The organism is Actinacidiphila glaucinigra, assembly GCF_035918135.1.
Lineage (GTDB): Bacteria > Actinomycetota > Actinomycetes > Streptomycetales > Streptomycetaceae > Actinacidiphila > Actinacidiphila glaucinigra.
In genome coordinates, this window is sequence record NZ_CP109144.1 from 5878700 (window position 1) to 5900430 (window position 21731).

General features: G+C 73.2%; 15 protein-coding genes. 11 read left to right on the forward strand and 4 right to left on the reverse strand.

All coding sequences use genetic code 11. The features are described from left to right. Positions 1 to 34 precede the first annotated feature (34 nt). The gene (locus tag OIE69_RS26365) at positions 35 to 292 is read left to right on the forward strand and encodes a hypothetical protein (RefSeq protein ID WP_326576187.1); all 258 of its coding nucleotides are present in this window, start codon (positions 35 to 37) and stop codon (positions 290 to 292) included. 233 nt (positions 293 to 525) lie between these two features. Continuing rightward, the gene (locus tag OIE69_RS26370) at positions 526 to 2403 is read left to right on the forward strand and encodes an AMP-dependent synthetase/ligase (RefSeq protein WP_326576188.1); all 1878 of its coding nucleotides are present in this window, start codon (positions 526 to 528) and stop codon (positions 2401 to 2403) included. A gap of 14 nt (positions 2404 to 2417) precedes the next feature. Here OIE69_RS26370 and OIE69_RS26375 read toward each other — a convergent pair whose 3' ends face one another. Beyond that, positions 2418 to 2957: a response regulator gene (locus tag OIE69_RS26375; RefSeq protein WP_245939098.1), complete on the reverse strand. Its 540-nt coding sequence runs from the start codon at positions 2955 to 2957 to the stop codon at positions 2418 to 2420. A 56-nt stretch (positions 2958 to 3013) separates the two neighbouring features. After that, the gene (locus OIE69_RS26380; RefSeq protein WP_326581420.1) at positions 3014 to 6544 is read right to left on the reverse strand and encodes a HAMP domain-containing protein; all 3531 of its coding nucleotides are present in this window, start codon (positions 6542 to 6544) and stop codon (positions 3014 to 3016) included. 239 nt (positions 6545 to 6783) lie between these two features. Between OIE69_RS26380 and OIE69_RS26385 the strand changes: the two genes are divergently transcribed. Both OIE69_RS26385 and hemW read left to right on the forward strand, forming a co-directional pair. Beyond that, entirely contained in the window at positions 6784 to 8622 is a 1839-nt protein-coding gene (locus OIE69_RS26385) for a SpoIIE family protein phosphatase (protein WP_326576190.1), read from the forward strand. A 1267-nt stretch (positions 8623 to 9889) separates the two neighbouring features. Further along, positions 9890 to 11122 (forward strand): radical SAM family heme chaperone HemW, encoded by a 1233-nt coding sequence (hemW, locus tag OIE69_RS26390; protein ID WP_326576191.1) that lies wholly within the window; start codon positions 9890 to 9892, stop codon positions 11120 to 11122. A gap of 1 nt (position 11123) precedes the next feature. Here hemW and OIE69_RS26395 read toward each other — a convergent pair whose 3' ends face one another. Then, complete coding sequence (locus OIE69_RS26395) at positions 11124 to 11954, reverse strand: DUF3097 domain-containing protein (RefSeq protein WP_326576192.1); 831 nt, start codon at positions 11952 to 11954, stop codon at positions 11124 to 11126. A gap of 30 nt (positions 11955 to 11984) precedes the next feature. Continuing rightward, a complete protein-coding gene (locus tag OIE69_RS26400) occupies positions 11985 to 12719 on the reverse strand; it encodes an MBL fold metallo-hydrolase (protein WP_326576193.1) in 735 nt (244 codons plus the stop codon). 208 nt (positions 12720 to 12927) lie between these two features. Here OIE69_RS26400 and hrcA point away from each other — a divergent pair, with 208 nt between their 5' ends. From hrcA to OIE69_RS26435, 7 genes are all read left to right on the forward strand, one after another. After that, entirely contained in the window at positions 12928 to 13944 is a 1017-nt protein-coding gene (hrcA, locus tag OIE69_RS26405; RefSeq protein WP_326576194.1) for a heat-inducible transcriptional repressor HrcA, read from the forward strand. Then, complete coding sequence (gene dnaJ / locus OIE69_RS26410; protein ID WP_089221484.1) at positions 13944 to 15083, forward strand: molecular chaperone DnaJ; 1140 nt, start codon at positions 13944 to 13946, stop codon at positions 15081 to 15083. The genes hrcA and dnaJ overlap by 1 nt, the downstream gene beginning before the upstream one ends. A gap of 125 nt (positions 15084 to 15208) precedes the next feature. Then, a complete protein-coding gene (locus OIE69_RS26415) occupies positions 15209 to 15946 on the forward strand; it encodes a 16S rRNA (uracil(1498)-N(3))-methyltransferase (RefSeq protein WP_326576195.1) in 738 nt (245 codons plus the stop codon). A gap of 86 nt (positions 15947 to 16032) precedes the next feature. Then, complete coding sequence (locus tag OIE69_RS26420; protein ID WP_326576196.1) at positions 16033 to 19308, forward strand: S41 family peptidase; 3276 nt, start codon at positions 16033 to 16035, stop codon at positions 19306 to 19308. Between the two features lie 108 nt (positions 19309 to 19416). Beyond that, positions 19417 to 19776 (forward strand): histidine triad nucleotide-binding protein, encoded by a 360-nt coding sequence (locus OIE69_RS26425; protein WP_326576197.1) that lies wholly within the window; start codon positions 19417 to 19419, stop codon positions 19774 to 19776. A gap of 6 nt (positions 19777 to 19782) precedes the next feature. Further along, positions 19783 to 20697 carry a ribonuclease Z gene (locus OIE69_RS26430; protein ID WP_326576198.1) on the forward strand — a complete coding sequence of 305 codons (915 nt, stop codon included), beginning with the start codon at positions 19783 to 19785 and terminating at the stop codon, positions 20695 to 20697. A 30-nt stretch (positions 20698 to 20727) separates the two neighbouring features. Beyond that, complete coding sequence (locus OIE69_RS26435) at positions 20728 to 21717, forward strand: adenosine deaminase (RefSeq protein ID WP_326576199.1); 990 nt, start codon at positions 20728 to 20730, stop codon at positions 21715 to 21717. The last annotated feature ends 14 nt before the right edge of the window (positions 21718 to 21731 follow it).

Below are 21731 nucleotides of genomic sequence, written 5' to 3' on the forward strand. Positions count from 1 at the left end.
GGCGAAAGGCGTCGCTGTGGAAGGGGAATGTGAAGTGAAGTACTCGAAGGCCGCGGCCGTCGTCGCCGGTTCCGTGATCGCGCTGGGCGCCGCCGGTGCCGCCGCGTCCCCCGCCTTCGCCGGGGAGGCCCTCCCGCTCGGCAACGGGCCGATGAAGATCCTGGACGCCAAGGACGAGGTCGCCAAGACCGGTCTGAAGGCGGTCACCGGCAAGACGGGCGAGCTGCTCGGCGGAGCGGGCAGGACCGGGGGCACCAAGGGCATGATCGGCGGGCTGCCCATCGGCGGCTGAGCGCCGCCTCCCCGCGGTGCCGCCGGTGGGTGGCCGGAGCGGTGGCCGGAAGGCGGGCTCCCCGGATTCCGGGAGGGCCCGCCGTTACGTGTATGGGCCATGCATTCGGTCGTCACGGTTGCATCGCGGTGGCCGCGGCCCCTTACCAAGCGGGCGCCGATTCCCTACTCTGATCACCACTCGGTGGTTACTCACGAGTCACCCAGCTAAGAGGCGGGCCCCCGGAGGTTGTCGTGACCGACACGCAGACTTTGATCGAGAACCGGCCGCCCTCCGTGGCGAGCCTGTTCCTGGAGCGCGTCGAGGCGACGCCCGATGCCGAGGCGTACCGCTTCCCGGTGGCGTCGGCGGACGGCGGTGCCGAGTCATGGAGGTCGCTCACCTGGAAGCAGGCCGCGGAACGGGTCCACGCCGTGGCCGCGGGCCTGATGGACCTGGGTGTGCGCCCCGAGGAGCGGGTGGCGATCGCCTCGGCCACCCGGGTCGAGTGGATCCTGGCCGACCTCGGCGTGCTCTGCGCCGGTGCGGCGACCACCACCGTCTATCCGAGCACCAACGCCGACGAGACGGCCTTCATCCTGGCCGACTCCGGCAGCCGGGTGCTGATCGCCGAGAACGCGGTGCAGCTCGCCAAGGCCGTCGAGCGCCGCGCCGAGCTTCCCGAGCTGGTCCACGTCGTGGTCGTCGACGCCGAGGGCGCCGACCTCGGGGACGACGGGTGGGCGCTCTCGCTGGCCGAACTGGAGCAGCGCGGCAAGGTCTACCTGGAGAAGAACCCCGAGGCCGTCCGCAAGGCCGTGGGCGAGATCACCAAGGACCAGCTGGCCACCCTCATCTACACCTCCGGCACGACCGGCCGCCCCAAGGGCGTACGGCTGCCGCACGACTGCTGGGCGTACATGGCCAGGGCGATCCAGGCGAACGGCCTGCTGGAGGCGGACGACGTCCAGTACCTCTGGCTGCCGCTGGCGCACGTCTTCGGCAAGGTGCTCACCGCCGGGCACATCACCATCGGCCACGTGACCGCGGTCGACGGCCGCGTCGACAAGATCATCGAGAATCTGCCGGTCGTGCAGCCCACCTACATGGCCGCCGTCCCGCGCATCTTCGAGAAGGTCTACAACGGCGTCGCCGCCAAGGCCCGCGCCGGCGGCGGGGCCAAGTACCGGATCTTCAAGTGGGCCGCCGAGGTCGCCCGCGAGTACGCCAAGGTCACCCAGGACAACCGCCGCCGCACCGGCAACGCGAGCGCCCCCTTCGGGCTCACCGCCCAGCACGCCGTCGCCGACCGGCTGGTGTACGCCAAGCTCCGCGACGCCTTCGGCGGCAAGCTGCGCGCCTGCGTCTCCGGCTCCGCCGCCCTCTCCCCGGAGATCGGCTACTTCTTCTCCGGCGCCGGCATCCACATCCTGGAGGGCTACGGGCTGACCGAGTCCAGCGCCGCCAGCTTCGTCAACCCCGGCGAGGCCTACCGGACCGGCACGGTCGGCAAGCCGCTGCCCGGCACCGAGGTCCGCATCGCCGAGGACGGCGAGATCCTGCTGCGCGGCCCCGGCATCATGCAGGGCTACCACGGGCTGCCCGAGAAGACGGCCGAAGTGCTGGAGTCGGACGGCTGGTTCCACACCGGTGACATCGGGGAGCTGTCCGCGGACGGCTACCTCACCATCACCGACCGCAAGAAGGACATCATCAAGAACTCCAACGGCAAGTACATCGCGCCGGCCGCGGTCGAGGGCCAGTTCAAGGCGGCCTGCCCGTTCATCAGCAACGTCCTGGTGATCGGCGCCGACCGCAACTTCTGCACCGCCCTGTTCGCCCTCGACGAGCCCACGATCCTCGGCTGGGCGAAGGAGAACGGCCAGGAGGGCAGGCCCTACGCGGAGGTCGTCGGCTCCGAGCAGGTGCGGGCCCTGATGGACGGCTATGTGCAGCGGGTCAACCAGGACCTGCAGCGCTGGCAGCAGATCAAGACCTTCCGCGTGCTGCCGCGGGACCTGGACGTCGAGCACGGCGACCTCACGCCGAGCCTGAAGCTCAAGCGGCCGGTCGTGGAGCGGGAGTTCAAGGACCTGATCGACGACATGTACGCCGGTACGCGCGAGGACTGAGCGGGCCGGGCGCCTCAGTCGCCCGTCCGGGGGCCCGGCAGGCCCACGCCGCGCAGCGCGCGTTCCAGCCGGGCCACGCGGTGGGCGAGCGCGGTGACGTCCGGGCGGCCGTCGGCGGCGAGTTGCCGCTCGACGGCCGCGAGGCGCTGCTCGACCGCCTCCAGCCGGTCCCGGTCGCGCTCCAGCAGTCCCCGCAACTGGCGGGACTTGTGGTGCAGTTCGAGGAAGACCGTCACCTTGGCGCGCAGCACCCAGGGGTCGAAGGGCTTGGTGAGGTAGTCCGCCGCGCCGGTGGCGTAGCCGCGGAAGGCGAAGGTGGTGTCCAGGTCGTTCCCGGTCAGGAAGATGATCGGGATGTCCTTGGTCTGGTCGAGGCGCTTGATGTTCGCGGCGGTCTCGAAGCCGTCCATGCCGGGCATCAGGACGTCGAGCAGTACCACCGCGAACTCCTGGCGCAGCAGTGCCTTCATCGCCTCCTCCCCGGAACGGGCGCGCACCAGCGGCTGGTCGAGGGTGCCGAGGATGGCCTCGAGGGCGACGAGGTTGTCCTCCATGTCGTCGACGAGGAGGATGCCCGCCTTCCCCGCGACCGTGCCGGTGGTGCCCGTGGTCACGACGCGGGCCTCGCGGGGTCGTCGGAGCCGCCCGGGCCGCCGGGGCCGGGACAGGTCCGTCCGTCGTCCCGTCCCGCCTCGGGGTCGAGCAGCAGGTGCGCCACGTGCAGCAGCCGGTCCACGTCCACCGGTTTGGGCACGTAGTCGTTGGCGCCGCAGGCGATCGAGCGTTCGCGGTCGCCCGGCATCGCCTTCGCCGTAAGGGCGATGATCGGCAGCGCGGCGAAGCGAGGGGTGCGGCGGATGGCCTCGATCGTCTCGTAGCCGTCCATCTCGGGCATCATGATGTCCATCAGCACCAGGGCGACGTCGGGGTTCCGCTCCAGGGTCTCGATGCCCTCGCGGCCGTTCTCCGCGTACAGGACGGGCATCCCGATCCGGGCCAGGACGTGGGTGAGGGCGAAGACGTTGCGGATGTCGTCGTCGACGATGAGCACGCGGTTGCCGGTCAGGACCCGGCCGGCGCGGCCGTCCCGCCACTCGTCGATCCGGTTCGAGGTGGGCCACGTGTCGTCCGGCGCGCCCGCGCCCGCGCCCGACGCCCGGGGATCGGCGTCGTACGTCCCGGCGGCGGGCGCCGGGCATCCCCCGGCCTCGCCGGGGGCGCCCGCGGGGCCGTGCTGCGGCTCCGGCTCGCCGGTGGCGCCGTGGCCCGCGTACACCGCCGGGACGTAGAGCGTGAAGGTGCTGCCCCGGCCGGCCTCGCTCTCGGCGACGATCCGGCCGCCGAGCAGCCCCGCGATCTCCCGGCTGATGGACAGGCCCAGCCCGGTGCCGCCGTACTTGCGGTTCGTGGTGCCGTCGGCCTGCTGGAAGGCCTCGAAGATCACCGGGAGCTTGTCGCAGGGGATGCCTATCCCGGTGTCCCGTACGGCGAAGGCGATCAGGTCGTCGGCGCCCTCGCAGCGTGACACCCGCAGCTCAACCCGCCCCTGGGAGGTGAACTTGATCGCGTTGGAGAGCAGGTTGCGCAGCACCTGCTGCAGCCGCTGCTCGTCCGAGAACATCTCGCGGGGCACGTCCTCGGCCACGGTGACGTCGAAGGCGAGTCCGCGGTCCAGGGTGATCGGCCGGAAGGTGGCGTGCACATAGTCCAGCAGCTTGATCAGCGGCAGCTTCTTGGGACGGAGGTCCATCCGCCCCGCCTCGATCTTGGAGAGGTCCAGGATGTCGTTGATCAGTTGCAGCAGGTCCGAGCCGGAGCGGTGGATCGTGGTGGCGAAGTGCACCTCCTGCTCGGACAGATGGCCGTCCGGGTTGTCCGCGAGCAGCCGGGCCAGGATCAGCAGCGAGTTGAGCGGGGTGCGCAGCTCGTGCGACATGTTGGCCAGGAACTCGGACTTGTACTGCGACGAGGTGGCCAGCAGGGCCGCCTTCTCCTCCAGTTCGGCGTTGGAGCGCTGCAGCTCGCCCTGCTGCCGCTGGAGTTCGTCCGAGCGCTCCTGCAGCTGCTGGGCGAGCCGCTGGGACTCCGACAGCAGCGACTCCGTGCGGGAGTTGGCGATGATCGTGTTGATCGCCACGCCGATGGTGCTCACGAACTGGTCGAAGAAGGCCAGGTGGACGTCGGAGAAGCGGGAGAAGGAGGCCAGCTCGATGACGCCGAGCAGTTCGTCCTCGAAGAGGATGGGGATGATCACGACACTGGCCGGGGCGGCCTCGCCGAGACCCGAGGTGATCGTGATGTAGTCGGGCGGCGCCTCCTCCACGAGGATGCGTTTCTTCTCCATCGCCGCCTGCCGCACCAGCCCGTGGCCGGGCATGCCGGGGGTGTCCACGGTGGCGCCCTGCGCCGAGCCGTACCCCGCGATGAAGGCCAGCCCGCGCGGGGCCCGCGGCTGGGCGGTGCCACTGCGGTCGGCGTCGGTCTCGGCGAGGAAGAACGCCCCGTACTGGGCGTTCACCAGCGGGGTCAGTTCGCGCAGGATGAGGTCCGCGACCTCCATCAGGTCGCGGTGCCCCTGCATCAGGCCGGCCAGACGGGCCAGGTTGGACTCCAGCCAGTCCTTGGCGCGGGTGGTCTCGCGCAGGTTGGCCACCATCAGGTCGACGTTGTTCTTCAGCTCGGCGACCTCGCCCTGCGCCTCGACGGCGATGCTGCGCGACATGTCGCCCTGGGCGACGGCGGAGGCCACCTCGGCGATGGCCCGCACCTGGGTGGTGAGGTTGGACGCCAGCTCGTTCACCCCCGTCGTCAGCCGCTTCCACGTGCCGTAGACGCCCTCCACGCGGGCCTGGCCGCCCAGCTGGCCCTCGCTGCCGACCTCACGGGCGACCCGGGTCACCTCGGAGGAGAAGGACGACAGCGTGTCCACCATCGTGTTGATGGTCGTCTTCAGCTCCAGGATCTCGCCGCGCGCGTCGACGTCGATCTTCTTCGACAGGTCGCCCTGGGCGACGGCGGTGGCGACCTGGGCGATGTTCCTGACCTGGGAGGTCAGGTTGTCGGCCATGAAGTTGACGTTGTCGGTGAGGTCCTTCCAGACGCCGGAGACGCCGCGGACCTGTGCCCGGCCGCCGAGCCGGCCTTCGGTGCCGACCTCGCGGGCCACCCGGGTCACCTCGTCCGCGAAGCCGCGGAGCTGGTCGACCATCGTGTTGATGGTGTCCTTGAGCTCCAGGATCTCGCCGCGGGCGTCGACCGTGATCTTCTTCGACAGGTCGCCGTTCGCCACCGAGGTCGTCACCTGGGCGATGTTCCTGACCTGGGAGGTGAGGTTGGACGCCATGAAGTTGACGTTGTCGGTGAGGTCCTTCCAGACCCCGAAGACGCCGCGGACCTGGGCGCGGCCGCCCAGTTGGCCCTCGGTGCCGACCTCGCGCGCCACCCGGGTCACCTCGTCGGCGAAGGCGGAGAGCTGGTCCACCATCGTGTTGACGGTGAGCTTGAGCTCCAGCAGCTCACCTGTCGCCTCGACCGTCACCTCGCGGGTCAGGTCGCCCCGCGCCACCGCTGTCGTCACCAGCGCGATGTCGCGGACCTGGGCGGTCAGCCGGGCCGCCATCCTGTTGACCGCCTCGGTCACGTCCCGCCAACTGCCGGACAGCCCCCGCACCTTGGCGCGGCCGCCGAGCCGGCCTTCGGTGCCGACCTCGCGGGCCACCCGGGTCACCTCGCCGGTGAACAGCGACAGCTGGTCCACCATGCGGTTGACCGCCCGGCCGAGCCTGCGCAGGTCCCCGCGGAGCGGCCGGCTGCCGTCGTGCAGGTCCACCCGCTGGGTCAGGTCCCCGTCCGCGACGGCGTCCAGCACACGGGTGGCGTTCGCCGCCGGGATGACCAGCGCGTCGATGAGGGAGTTCGCCGCCTGCACGCTCATCGCCCAGGAGCCCTGGCCCGGGCTCTCCGCGAGCCGCTCGTCCAGCCTGCCCCGGCGTACGACCTCCCGCTTGACGCGGTCCAGTTCGGCGGAGAAGTGCTGCTCGCGGGCGACGATCCGGTTGAACGTTCCGGCGAGTTCGGCCAGCACCCCCTCCGTCCCGTCGCCCAGCCGTACCCGGAAGTCGCCGTCGCACAGGGAGCGCATCGCCGTCAGCAGCGGCCGCAGTTCCGCCGCGCGTATCCACTCACCGTCCGTAGGCGGGTCGGCGACACGCGGACGCGCAGGAGTCGCGGTTTTCGGTGCGGGAACAGCCGATTTAAGAGCCATGACGGCCTTCTTCGGTGACTCGGCGCTTATGAGCGCGCTCAGTCTGTCACGCTGGGCGTGCCGTTAAGGGCGCAATGCCGGATCTGCTCGGGAGCCGCACAGTGGGGCCAGATTCCATGCCACGGGAGTTCGTTTCCCGTACCAGCCTGCCCGGCAACCAGCTGGCGGCCTCCGCGGCAAGGAAGTTCGTCCGTGCCGCGCTGGCCGAGTGGACCACCGAGGAGCCCTGGCCGGCCGAGAGCATCGGCGACCACCTCGTTGACGACGCGGTGCTGCTCGTGAGCGAACTCGTCACGAACGCCGTCATCCACGCCGGCACCACCGTCGAACTGCTCTGCCGGCTGGAGAGCGCGGCGCCCGGCGGACGCGAGGAGGGCGGACTCGTCGTCGAGGTCTCCGACCACCACCCGGCCCGGGTCGTCCGCGACCGGGCCGAACTCGCCCGCGAGGGCCGCGACGGAGGGCGCGGACTGCAGCTCGTCTCCGCGCTCTCCGAGGAGTGGGGCATCACCTACCGGCGCGAGCTCAAGACCATCTGGTGCCGGCTGGCCGCCGACCGCGAGCCCGCGGGGACGCTGCCGCCGGCCCCCGAGGCCGACCGCGCCCTGATGCGCGGACTGCGCGCCACCGAGATCCTCGCGCCGACGGCGCACCGCCTGCCGCGGCGGCACGACAGCGAGTGGATCAACCGCGGCTCGCTCTCCTTCCTCGCCGAGGCCTCCGACCTGCTCGCCGGGCAGCTCGACGAGGACATGGTCGCCTCGCTCGCCGGGCAGCTGCTCGTGCCCCGCCTCGCCGACTGGTGCGCCGTCTGGCTCTTTGGGGACGGGCCCGAGGGCACCGAGCCCCGCCTGGCGCGCGTCTGGCACGCCTCGGAGAGCAGCATCGACGGGCTGCGCATGGTGCTGGAGAAGGAACCGCCGCCGCCCGCCTCCCGCGCCGGCGCCGTGCCCTGGCCGTGGCCCGCCACCGCCCAGGGCACGGACGCGGTCGGCGCGGCGCTCGCCTGCCCCCTCGTCACCGGCGGCCGCTGCCACGGCACGCTGCTGCTCGGGCGCACCGGGCTGATGCGCTTCCCCGACGAGGTCATCGGCCTCATCGAGGACTTCGCGCGCCGCGTCGCACTGGCGGTGGGCACCGCCCGCCAGTACACGCGCCAGGCCATGATCAGCCGGGTGCTGCAGCGCGGCCTGCTGCCCGCGGGGCTCGGCGCGGTGCCGGGCGTCGACACGGCCGTCGTCTACGAGCCCACGCGTGCCGACGTCGTCGGCGGCGACTTCTACGATCTCTTCCCCGCGGGCGGCGGCCGCTGGTGCTTCGCCCTCGGCGACGTCCAGGGCAACGGCCCCGAGGCCGCCGCGGTCACCGGCCTCGCCCGGCCCGTCATGCGGCTGCTCGCGCGCGAGGGGTACGGCGTCACGGAGGTCCTCGACCGGCTCAACCGCGCGCTCGCGGACGAGGCCGCGGCGGCCACGCTCGGTGACGCGCTCGGGCCGGGGTGGGACGCGGGACCGCGGTTCCTCTCCCTGCTGTACGGGGAGATCGTGCCGGAGGGGGCGGGGGAGGGTGCGCCGGGAGGCGGTTCGGGTGGCGGCGCCTTGTGCACCCTGGCCAGTGCCGGGCACCCCCTTCCGCTCCTGCTCACAGGAGACGGCGCGGTACGGCCCGCCGCGGTGCCGCAGATACTGCTGGGGATCACGGACGACGCGCGGTACCGCAGCGAATCGTTCCGGCTGGCCCCGGGGGACACGTTGCTGTGCGTCACGGACGGGGTGACGGAGCGGCGCAACGGGAGCCGCCAGTTCGACGACGACGACGGGCTCGCGGCCGTGCTGGCGGCTTGCGCCGGGCTGGGGGCGGCGGGGGTGGCGGAGCGGATCCGGCGAGCGGTGCACGAGTACGACGTGGCGCCGCCGGATGATGATCTCGCGGTGCTCGTGCTTCAGGCCCAGTGAGGGCCCTTTCCGCGAGGGGTGCCCCTTGCGGCCCGTTGTTGTGTGCGGGTGCGTTGTGCCTGCGGGCGGGTGCGCCGGGGTGCCCGGTGGTTGTGTGCGGGTCGTTTGCGCCTGCGGCGGGCGGTTCTCCCGCCCGCCCCCCGATTGCCCGGCGCGGTCAGTGACCGCCTCGCGCGTGCATGGTGGGCCGGGGGCGGGGCCTCCGGGGCTGCACGTCCTGGACTGGGTTATTTACGTGCATGGCGGGCGGTACTTGTTGTGCCCCGGATGCCGCACACAAATATCCCGCAGCGTCCAGAACATCCACCCCTACGACCCCACCCCCTCCGTATCGCGGGCGACTGACGGCCGGAGGGTGGTCAGAGGGCAGTCCGGGGTTGCCGCACGCGTCTTACCGAACGCCCACGGCCATGGGGGTGGTGGCTGAGGCCCGCGCCGGTTCCGGCGCGATCGGACCGGAAGGGGGTGTTCGGGCCGATGCCCGGCGGTATGGCGCCCTGCTGAGCGGCCCGTTGTCGTGTGCGCGTTCCTGCCCGATTTCGGCCTTCGGCCAGGGGGGCGGCCTGATTCGGTGTGGTTCCAAGACTGAACCTGGTTGCGGGTCGGCCGCCCGCCGGAGGTCAGGGTGCGTCCCCGCATCGGGGCTCGTCGTGATCTGCCGCCTGGCGGCCTTCGGCATCGCCGTGACATAGGCAATGCCCTGGAGCGCCGGTGGGTGAGGTGCGTCACTCGTCCCGTGGGAGGTGCCCCGGGCCACGGGTGCGTGCACCCTTGCTCGCCTGCGGCTGGGGACCCCCTGCTGGGGGCAGCTCCCCGCGGTGTGGGGAGGGGCGGCCCCCCATCACCCCCCCCACCGGCCGTTGGTCGCCCCACGATTCGGAGGGGGCGGGGTCGTAGGGGTGGATGTTCTGGACGCTGCGGGATATTTGTGTGCGGCATCCGGGCACAACAAATACCGCCCGCCATGCACGTAAATAACCCAGTCCAGGACGTGCAGCCCCGGAGGCCCCGCCCCCGGCCCACCACGCACCCTGCGAGGCGTTCACTGACCGCGCCGGATGGGGGTCCCCCCGGCCGAAGGCTGGGGGAGGGCGGGAGGGCGGGGAAACCGCCCGCCGCAGGCGCAACGGACCCGCACACGACAACCGGGCAGCCCGGGGCACCCGGCCCGCAACCACAACGGACCCGCGCACAACAACCGGGCCCCACACAACGCACCCCGAGGGGACGGAACCGCCCTCGGAGGGGATGGCGGACAATGGGACGCATGCCATCCGTACTGCCCGACGGGGAGCCCATGCCGGAGGACGGCGCGCTCCCGCCGACCGCGCTGCAGGGCGCGGACTCCCGCCCGCTGGGGTTCTACCTGCACGTCCCGTACTGCGCCACCCGCTGCGGGTACTGCGACTTCAACACCTACACCGCCGCCGAGCTGCGCGGCACCGGGGGCGTGCTCGCCTCCCGGGAGAACTACGCGGACACCCTGGTCGACGAGATCCGGCTGGCCCGCAAGCTGCTGGGCGACGACCCCCGCCGCGTCGAGACCGTGTTCGTCGGAGGCGGGACGCCGACCCTGCTGCCGGCCGCGGACCTGGCCCGGATGCTGGGGGCGATCCGGGACGAGTTCGGCCTGGCGGAAGGCGCGGAGGTCACCACGGAGGCGAACCCGGAGTCCGTGGACCCGGCGTACCTGGAGGAGCTGCGGGCCGGGGGGTACACGCGGCTCTCGTTCGGGATGCAGAGCGCCCGTCCGCACGTGCTGCAGGTGCTGGACCGGCGGCACACGCCGGGCCGCCCGGAGCAGTGTGTGGCGGAGGCGCGGGCGGCGGGGTTCGAGCACGTCAACCTGGATCTGATCTACGGCACGCCCGGGGAGTCGGACGACGACTGGCGGGCGTCGCTGGACGCCGCGATCGGCGCGGGGCCCGACCATGTGTCGGCGTACGCGCTGATCGTGGAGGAGGGCACGCAGCTGGCGCGCAGGATCCGGCGCGGCGAGGTGCCGATGACGGACGACGACGTGCACGCGGACCGCTACCTGATCGCGGAGGAGCGCCTGGCGGCGGCCGGCTACGGCTGGTACGAGGTGTCGAACTGGGCGACCTCGCAGGCGGCCCGGTGCCGCCACAACGAGCTGTACTGGACCGGGGCGGACTGGTGGGGCGCCGGGCCCGGCGCGCACAGCCACGTGGGCGGGGTGCGGTGGTGGAACGTGAAGCACCCGGCGGCGTACGCGGCGGCGCTCGCCGAGGGCCGCAGTCCCGGGGCGGGCCGTGAGGTACTGGCGGCGGAGGACCGCCGGGTGGAGCGGATCCTGCTGGAGCTGAGGCTGTCCGAGGGCTGTCCGCTGGACGTGCTCGCGCCGGCGGGCGCCGGGGCCGCGGAGCGTGCCGTGAGGGACGGCCTCCTGGAGACCGGTCCTTACCGTGAGGGCCGCGCCGTCCTCACCCTGCGCGGCCGTCTGCTCGCCGACGCCGTCGTCAGGGACCTGGTCGACTGACTCAGCCCGGGGCTGTGACGAAGTCGATCAGCTCCTCCACGGGCCCCAGCAGTTCGGGCTGGAGGTCCTTGTAGGAGTGGACGGCGCCCAGGATGCGCTGCCAGGCGGCGCCGGTGTTCTCCGGCCAGCCCAGGGCGCGGCACACGCCGGTCTTCCAGTCCTGGCCGCGGGGGACGGCCGGCCAGGCGGGGATGCCGAGGGAGGAGGGCTTCACGGCCTCCCAGACGTCGATGTAGGGGTGGCCGGCGACCAGGACGTGCTCGCCGGTGACCTCCGCGGCGATCCGGGACTCCTTGCTGCCGGGCACGAGGTGGTCGACGAGCACGCCGAGGCGGGCGTCCGGGCCGGGGGCGAAGGAGGCGACGATGGCGGGGAGGTCGTCGACGCCGTCCAGGTACTCGACGACGACGCCCTCGACCCGCAGGTCGTCGCCCCAGACGAGCTCGACCAGTTCCGCGTCGTGGCGGCCCTCGACGTAGATCCGGCCGGCGCGGGCGACCCGGGCCCGGGCGCCGGGGACGGCGAGGGAGCCGGAGGCGGTCAGCCGGGGGCCGGCCGCGGGGGCGGCGGCGGAGGGGCGCACGAGGGTGACCACGCGGCCCTCCAGGAGGAAGCCGCGGGGCGCCAACGGGAACACGCGGTGCTTGCCGAAGCGGTCCTCGAGGGTGACCGTGGGGCCCTCGGCGGTCTTCTCGCACCGGACGACCGCGCCGCAGAAGCCGGTGGAGACCTCCTCCACCACCAGGTCCCGCTCGGCGGCGACCTCGGGCGCGGGCGTGGCGGGCCGTTTCCACGGCGGGGTGAGGTCGGGGTCGTAGCTGCGGCTGCGCATGCCTGGGATCGTATCCGCGCGGCGCGCCGCTCAGGCGGATCCGAACCGGGCGGCGAGCGCGTCCCGTTGGGCGCGGACGAATCGGGCGTCGACGACGGCGCCGTGGCCCGGCACGTACAGCGCGGTCTCGCCGCCCAGCAGGAGCAGCCGGTCCAGGGCGGCGGGCCAGGCGTGCGGGGCGGCGTCGGGCCCGGCCTGGGGCTCGCCGGACTCCTCGACGAGGTCGCCGCAGAAGACCACGGCCCGCGTGCCCGGCACGACCACCGCCAGGTCGTGCGTGGTGTGTCCCTCACCCGGGTGGACCAGCAGGACCTGCCGGTCGCCGCCGAGGTCGAGTTCGTAGGAGCCGTCCACGAGGTGACCGGGGCGCACGAGGGCCTCCGCCGCCTGCGCGGACTCGGCCTCGCCGGCGCCGTGCTCGACCGCGTCCAGGCCCAGCGAGAAGCGCTCGCGGCCGAGGTAGGTGTCGAGGGTCATCTCCCCGAAGACCTGGACGCCCTCGAAGGCGGCGGTGCCGAAGACGTGGTCGAAGTGGCCGTGGGTGAGTGCGATGTGCGTCACGTCCCGCCCGGTCAGTTCGCGGACCTCCCGGCGGAGTCCGGCGCCCTCGGGGACGGAGGAGCCCGTGTCGATCAGCAGCACGCCGTCGTCGCCGACGACCACCCCGACGGTCACGTCGAGGAAGGGCAGCCGCCGCCGTGCGACGCCCGGGGCGAGCTGTTCCCAGCCGCCGGGGGAGCCCGGCGCGGTCGGTGTGGTCTCCACAACGTGACGGTATCCCCGCGACGTGCCCCGCGCCCGCTACGGTGGCCGGTCAAGGACGTCCTGGGACCGAACCCGTGGACGGCCCTTGCCGAGGTCTTGCCACCCCGCCGTACACTGACTTGGGGAAAACTGGCACTCAGCCAAGAGGAGTGCCAGGCCACGGGGGGCGACACGACCCGCACGGTGACCGAGCGACTGGAGGTGCGCGATGCTCAGTGAACGACGGCTGGAAGTGCTGCGTGCCATCGTCCAGGACTACGTGGGCACCGAGGAGCCGGTCGGCTCCAAGGCGCTGACCGAGCGGCACGCCCTCGGCGTGTCCCCGGCCACCGTCCGCAACGACATGGCCGTGCTGGAGGACGAGGGCTACATCCAGCAGCCCCACACCAGCGCCGGCCGCGTGCCGACCGACAAGGGCTACCGGCTCTTCGTCGACCGGCTGACCAGTGTCAAGCCGCTGTCCGGCGCCGAGCGCCGGGCCATCGGGAACTTCCTGGACGGCGCCGTCGACCTCGACGACGTGGTGGCCCGCACGGTCCGGCTGCTGGCGCAGCTGACCCGGCAGGTCGCGATCGTCCAGTACCCGTCGCTCACCCGCTCGACGGTGCGCCACGTCGAGCTGCTCGCGCTCGCCCCGGCCCGGGTCATGCTGGTGCTGATCACGGACACCGGACGGGTGGAGCAGCGGCTGGTGGACGTCCCGGCACCGGTCGGCGAGACCGTGCTGGCCGACCTGCGCGCCCGGCTGAACAGCCGGGTGGTGGGGCGCCGCTTCAGCGACGTCCCGCCGCTGGTGCAGGAGCTCCCCGAGGGCTTCGAGCCCGACGACCGGCCCTCCGTCCAGGTGGTGCTCGCCACACTCCTGGAGACCCTGGTCGAGGAGACCGAAGAGCGGATCATGCTCGGCGGCACGGCCAACCTGACCCGCTTCGGGCACGACTTCCCGCTGACGATCCGCCCGGTGCTGGAGGCGCTCGAGGAGCAGGTGGTGCTCCTCAAGCTGCTGGGCGAGGCCAAGGATTCGGGCGTGACGGTGAGAATCGGTCACGAGAACTTCCATGAGGGCCTGAACTCCACATCGGTCGTCTCCGTCGGCTACGGTTCGGGCGACGAGGCGGTGGCGAAACTCGGCGTGGTCGGACCGACCCGCATGGACTACCCCGGAACGATGGGAGCGGTACGCGCAGTGGCACGTTACGTCGGACAGATCCTGGCGGAGTCGTAGTGGCCACGGACTACTACGCCGTGCTCGGCGTGCGCCGCGACGCAGGACCGGACGAGATCAAGAAGGCCTTCCGCCGTCTCGCGCGAGAGCTGCACCCGGACGTCAATCCGGATCCGAAGACCCAGGAGCGGTTCAAGGAGATCAACGCCGCTTACGAGGTGCTCTCGGACCCGCAGAAGAAGCAGGTCTACGACCTCGGCGGCGACCCGCTGTCCGCCAACGGCGGCGGTGCGGGCGCGGGCGCGGGCTTCGGCCAGGGCTTCGGCAACTTCAGCGACATCATGGACGCCTTCTTCGGCACTGCGTCCCAGCGCGGCCCGCGCTCGCGCACCCGGCGCGGCCAGGACGCGATGATCCGGCTGGAGATCGAGCTGGACGAGGCGGCCTTCGGCACGACCAAGGACATCCAGGTCGACACGGCCATCGTCTGCAACACCTGCCACGGCGAGGGCGCCGCCCCGGGCACGACCGCGCAGACGTGTGACATGTGTCGCGGCCGCGGTGAGGTCTCGCAGGTCACGCGGTCCTTCCTCGGCCAGGTCATGACCTCCCGCCCGTGCCCCCAGTGCCAGGGCTTCGGCACCGTCGTCCCCAACCCGTGCCCGGAGTGCGCGGGCGACGGCCGGATCCGCTCGCGGCGCACGCTGACGGTCAAGATCCCGGCCGGTGTCGACAACGGCACCCGCATCCAGCTCGCGGGCGAGGGCGAGGTCGGCCCCGGCGGTGGTCCCGCCGGCGACCTCTACGTCGAGATCCGCGAGCTCCCGCACCAGATGTTCCAGCGGCGCGGTGACGACCTGCACTGCACCGTCACCATCCCGATGACGGCGGCGGCGCTGGGCACCAAGGTCCCGCTGGAGACCCTGGACGGGCTGGAGGAGATCGACATCCGGCCCGGGACACAGTCCGGCCAGTCGATCCCGCTCCACCAGCGCGGCGTCACGCACCTGCGGGGCGGCGGCCGGGGCGACCTCATCGTGCACGTCGAGGTCCAGACCCCGGGCAAGCTCGACCCGGAGCAGGAGGAACTGCTGCGCCGCCTGGCGAAGCTGCGCGGCGAGGAGCGGCCCCTGGGGCAGTTCCAGCCGGGCCAGCAGGGGCTGTTCTCCCGCCTCAAGGACGCGTTCAACGGGCGCTAGGCCGACACCGCCTCGCTCACGGGCCCGCGGCCGAGGGTGCACGCACCCTGGACCGCGGGCCGTCGCGTGCCGTGAAACGATGGGCGCATGGCCGCCCTGACCCACCGCTCCCCGAGGACCGCGCCGTGACCGCACCCGTCTTCGTCGTCGAGCCCGGCGCGCTGGGCCCGGACCGCATCACGCTCTCCGGCCCCGAGGGGCGGCACGCGGTGTCCGTGCGCCGGCTGCGGGCCGGCGAGGAGATCGTGCTCACCGACGGCCTGGGACGCGGCGCGTACGGCACGGTGGCGGCCGTCGACGGCAAGGACACGCTCGAGGTCGCCGTCGCCGAGGTCCGCGAGGAGGCCGAACCCCGTCCGCGGATCACCGTCGTCCAGGCGCTGCCCAAGGGCGACCGGGGCGAACTCGCCGTCGAGACCATGACCGAGGTCGGCGTCGACGCGGTCGTGCCGTGGGCCGCCGCGCGCTGCATCACCCAGTGGAAGGGCGAGCGCGGCGCCAAGTCGCTGGCCAAGTGGCGGTCCACCGCCCGGGAGGCGGCCAAGCAGGCCCGGCGGCTGCGGTTCCCGGAGGTCGCCGAGCCGATGACGACTCGTCAGCTGGCCGGGCTGCTGTCCGGCGCCGCGTTCGCCGCGGTCCTCCACGAGGAGGGCTCGGAGCCGCTCGCCACGGCCCCGTTGCCGCCCGAGGGCGACATCGTGCTCGTCGTCGGCCCCGAGGGCGGGGTCTCCCCGGAGGAGCTCGACGCCTTCGCCGCGGCCGGCGCGAAGCCGTACCGCCTCGGCGCCAGCGTGCTGCGCACCTCCACCGCCGGTGTCGCCGCGACGGCCCTCCTGCTGGGCCGTACCGGACGCTGGGGCTGACGCGGACGCCGAGGTGGCGTCCCCCCGGCGGGCAATGAGATCGAAAACCCCTGACCAGCCGGGCGCCGGGTGGTTAATGTGACGACGTGACGCAGCCGCAGCCTTCGCATCCCGCGTACCTCCGCTTCCCGCACCTGCACGGTGACTTGATCACCTTCACCGCCGAGGACGACGTCTGGGCCGCCCCGTTGGACGGCACCGGGCGGGCCTGGCGGGTCAGCGCCGACAACATGCCGGTCGGCCATCCGCGGTTCTCGCCCGACGGGACGCTCATCGCGTGGACCTCCACGCGGGACGGCGCACCCGAGGTGCACGTCGCGGCCGCCGACGGCGGGCCGTCGAAGCGGCTGACGCACTGGGGCAGCGGGCGCACCTCCGTGCGGGGCTGGACGCCCGGCGGCGACGTGCTCGCCATCAGCACGTACGGGCAGGCGTCGCTGCGCCGCAGTTGGGCGCGGGCGATCCCGGTCGACGGCGGTCCCGCCTCGACGCTGCCGTACGGTCCGGTCGGGGCAGTCGCCCACGGGCCGGACGGGGCCGTGCTGCTGCTCTCGGCCACGATGGGACGTGAGGCGGCGGCCTGGAAGCGCTACCGGGGCGGCACCGCGGGCAAGTTGTGGATCGACCGCACGGGCGAGGGGGAGTTCGAGCGGATCCACGCCGGCCTGGACGGCAACGTGGAGTACCCGATGTGGGTGGGGGACAGGATCGCCTTCCTCTCCGACCACGAGGGCGTCGGCGCGGTCTACTCCAGCCTCCCCGACGGCGCGGACCTGCGCCGCCACACCTCCGTGGCGGACGGCGGCTTCTACGCGCGGCAGGCCGCCACCGACGGCTCCCGCGTCGTCTACACCAGCACCGGCCGGCTGTTCCTGCTGGACGACCTCGACGGTGCCGAGGCCCGCCCGGTCGAGGTGCGCCTCGGCGGCCAGCGCGCCGACCTGCAGCCGCACCCGATCCACGCGGCCCACCACCTCGGCGACGCGCGGCCCGACCACACCGGCCGCGGCAGTGCTGTCGAGATCCGCGGCACCACGCACTGGGTCACCCACCGCGGCGGCCCGGCACGGGCGTTGTCGGCCGAGCCGGGGGTGCGCACACGGCTGCCGCGGGTGTTCGGAGGCGAGGGCGACCAGCAGGTCGTCTGGGTCACCGACGCCGAGGGCGAGGACGCGCTGGAGATCGCCCCCGCCGCGGGCACCGGTCCGGCCGCGCCCCGCAGGCTGGCGGCGGGGCGGCTCGGGCGGGTCCTGGCGATGACCGTCTCACCGGACGGCCACCGGATCGCCGTCGCCTCGCACGACGGCCGGGTGCTGCTCGTCGAGGCCCAGACCGGCGAGGTGCGCACCGTCGTGGAGGGCGAGCACGGCCACGCCACCGGCCTCGCCTTCTCGCCCGACTCGGCCTGGCTCGCCTGGTCGCACGCCGGACCCGATCCGCTGCGCCGGCTCAAGCTGGCCTCGACCGCCGACCTCACCGTCGTCGACGCGACCCCGCTGCGCTTCCGGGACTTCTCGCCCGCCTTCACCGCCGACGGCAAGCACCTGGCGTTCCTGTCCGAGCGCTCCTTCGACCCGGTCTACGACGACCACGTCTTCGACCTCGCCTTCCTCCGCGCCTGCCGCCCCCACCTGATCACCCTCGCCGCCACCACGCCCTCGCCCTTCGGCCCGCAGCGCCACGGGCGGCCGGTCGACTTCTCCGCCGAGGACAAGGACGGCGACGACCGCGGCCAGGACGAGGGCAAGAAGGACTCCCGCAAGGAGGACGGCGAGGACCGGCCCCGCACGCCCGTCACCAAGGTGGACGCCGAGGGCCTGGCCGACCGCATCGTCCCCTTCCCCGTGGAGGCGGCCCGCTACTCCACGCTGCGCGCGGCCAAGGACGGCGTCCTGTGGCTGCGTCACCCCGTGCGCGGGGTCCTGGGCGCGAGCCTGGCCTCGCCCGAGGCCGAGCCGCCGTCCACCGCGCTGGAGCGCTACGACCTCAAGCAGCTGCGCGTGGAGGACATCGCCGACGACGCCGACGACTTCGCCGTCAGCGGCGACGGCAACAAGGTGCTGGTGACGTCCGGTCACCGGCTGCGGGTCGCCGCGGCCGACCACAAGTCGGCCCCGTCCGAGGACGAGACCGACAGCAACGTCACCGTCGACCTCTCCCGGGTCCGTGTCACCGTGGACCCGCAGGCCGAGTGGCGCCAGATGTACGACGAGTCGCACCGCCTGATGCGGGACAACTTCTGGCGCGCCGACATGGGCGGCGTCGACTGGGACGGCGTGCGCGAGCGCTACCGGCCCGTCCTGGACCGCGTCGCCACCCACGACGACCTCGTCGACCTGCTCTGGGAGGTGGCGGGCGAGCTCGGCACCTCGCACGCCTACGTCATGCCCGCCGGCGGCCGCGGCGACGGGCTCCACCGCCAGGGCCTGCTGGGCGCGGACCTCGCCCGGGACGCGGACGGCGTGTGGCGCGTGGAGCGGGTGCTGCCCTCGGAGACCTCCGACCCGCGGGCCGGCTCCCCGCTGGCGGCGCCGGGCGCCGCGGTCCGCGCGGGCGACGCGATCCTCGCGGTGGACGGACGGCCCGTGGACCCGCTGACCGGCCCCGGCCCGCTGCTGATCGGCACCGTGCGCAAGCCCGTCGAGCTCACCGTCGGCCCCGCCGACGGCGGGGCGGCGCGCCATGTGGTCGTCGTGCCCATCGCGGACGAGGAGCCGCTGCGCTACCACGACTGGGTCGCCGGGCGCCGGGCGTACGTGCACGAGCTGTCCGGTGGCCGGCTGGGGTATCTGCACGTCCCCGACATGGTCGGCTCCGGCTGGGCCCAGCTCCACCGCGACCTGCGCGTGGAGGTCGTGCGGGAGGGGCTGGTCGTGGACGTGCGGGAGAACCGCGGCGGCCACACCTCGCAGCTGGTCGTGGAGAAGCTGGCGCGGCGGATCGTGGGCTGGGACCTGCCGCGCGGGCTGCCCCCCTTCAGCTACCCGCTGGACGCGCCGCGCGGGCCCGTCGTGGCCGTCGCCAACGAGTTCTCGGGCTCGGACGGCGACATCGTCAACGCGGCGATCAAGGCGCTGGGGATCGGGCCCGTGGTGGGCACCAGGACCTGGGGCGGCGTCATCGGCATCGACTCCCGCTACCACCTGGTCGACGGGACGCTGGTCACCCAGCCGAAGTACGCCACGTGGCTGGAGGGCATGGGCTGGGACGTGGAGAACCACGGCGTCGACCCGGATGTCGAGGTCGTCCACACCCCGCAGGACTCGGCCGCCGGGCGCGACCCGCAGCTGGACGAGGCCGTCCGCCTCGCCCTGGAGGCGCTGGCGGCGCATCCGGCCCGCACCGCGCCCCCGTTGCCGTAGCGGCGGGAGCGGGGCCCGGCGCGACCCGGGCCCCGCGACGGCGCGCCGCCGCGGGGGGCACCGGTAGCATGCGGGACGTACTGATCAACCCCTGGACGGAGGCGTCAGGTGGCGGGAGAGCCGCAGGCGGACTGCCTGTTCTGCAAGATCGTCGCGGGGAGCATCCCCGCGACCGTCGTGCGGGAGACCGAGACGACCGTCGCGTTCCGCGACATAAACCCCCAGGCGCCGACGCACGTCCTGGTCATCCCCAAGGCGCACTACCCGGACGCCGCCTCGCTGGCCGCCCGGGCGCCCCAACTCGCCGCGGACGTGCTGCGGGAGGCGGGCGAGGTGGCGACCGAGGACAAGGTGGACGGCAGCGGCTACCGGATCGTCTTCAACACCGGCGCGGGCGCGGGCCAGACCGTCTTCCACGCGCACGCCCACGTGCTGGGCGGCCGTGGCCTCGAGTGGCCGCCCGGATAACCGCCGGTGTCCGCACGTGAACTGGTCGTGCTCGGCACGGCCAGCCAGGTTCCCACCCGGCACCGCAACCACAACGGCTACTTCCTGCGCTGGGACGCCGAGGGCATCCTCTTCGACCCGGGGGAGGGCACACAGCGCCAGATGCTGCGGGCCGGTGTGGCGGCGCACGACCTGACCAGGCTGTGCGTGACCCACTTCCACGGGGACCACAGCCTGGGCCTCGCCGGGGTGATCCAGCGGATCAACCTCGACCGGGTGCCGCACCCCGTCACGGCCCACTACCCCGAGTCCGGCCGCCGCTTCTTCGACCGGCTGCGCTACGCCACCGCCTACCGCGAGACGGTGGCCCTGCGCGAGGAACCGGTGAAGGGCGAGGCGGTGGTGCTGGTCGACTCCGGCGCCTTCCTGCTGGAGGCGCGCCGGCTGTCGCACCCGGTGGAGGCGTACGGCTACCGGCTGGTCGAGCCCGACGGGCGCCGCATGCTGCCGGAGCGCCTGGACGCGCACGGCATCACCGGCCCGGCGGTGGGCCGGCTGCAGCGCGAGGGCGAGGTGGACGGGGTGACGCTCGCCGACGTGAGCGAGCCGCGCCCGGGGCAGCGCTTCGCCTTCGTGATGGACACCCGGCTCTGCGACGCGGTGTACGCCCTCGCCGACGGCTGCGATCTGCTCGTCATCGAGTCGACCTTCCTGGACGAGGACGCCGCGCTCGCCGAGGAGCACGGGCACCTGACGGCCGGTCAGGCGGCCCGTGTGGCGGCCGAGTCCGGTGTCCGGCATCTGGTGCTCACGCACTTCTCGCAGCGCTACACCGAACCGGCGGACTTCGAGCGCCAGGCGCGGGACGCGGGCTTCGAGGGCGAGCTGACGGTCGCCCAGGACCTCGGCCGGGTCGCCGTGCCGAAGCGCCGCCAGACGTAGCCAAACGCCTCTGACCTGTACGGTTGCCGGGTGAGCATCCCCAAGGCCGAACTCCATCTGCACATCGAAGGCACCCTCGAACCCGAGCTCGCCTTCGCCCTCGCCGAGCGGAACGGGGTCGACCTGCCGTACGCCTCGACCGAGGAGCTGCGGCAGGCCTACTCCTTCAGCGACCTGCAGTCCTTCCTCGACCTGTACTACGCGCTCATGGCCGTGCTCCGCACGGAGCAGGACTTCGCCGACCTCGCCGACGCCTACCTCGCCCGCGCCGCCGCGCAGGGTGTGCGGCACGCCGAGGTCTTCTTCGACCCGCAGGCGCACACCGCGCGCGGCGTCCCGCTCGGCACGGTGGTGGAGGGCCTGGCGAGGGCCCTGGACCGCGCCCCGGAGCGGCACGGCGTCAGCACGCGGCTGATCATGTGCTTCCTGCGGGACGAGTCCGCCGAGTCCGCGCTGGAGACCTTCGAGGCCGCCCGGCCCCACCTGCACCGGATCAGCGCCGTCGGCCTGGACTCCGCCGAGGTCGGCCACCCGCCGTCGAAGTTCCGCGCGGTGTACGAGGCCGCGGCGGCGGCGGGTCTGCGCCGGGTCGCGCACGCGGGCGAGGAGGGTCCCCCGGCGTATGTGCGGGAGGCACTGGACGTGCTCGGCGTCGAGCGGATCGACCACGGCATCCGCAGCATGGAGGACCCGGACCTGGTGGCCCGGCTGGTCCGCGACCAGGTGCCGCTGACCGTCTGCCCGCTGTCCAACGTACGGCTGCGCTGCGTGGACACCCTCGCCGACCACCCGCTGCCCGCCATGCTCGACGCGGGGCTGATGGTCACCCTGAACTCCGACGACCCCGCCTACTTCGGCGGCTACGCGGGCGACACCTTCGACGCCGTTGCCGGCGCGCTCCCGCTCGGCGAGGACGACCTGCGCAGGCTCGCCCGCAACTCCTTCCTGGCCGCCTTCCTCGACGACGACGAGGAGTTGCGCGCCCGGTACCTCGCCGAGGTGGACGCCCACACGTTCTGAGTGCGGCCGCGCGT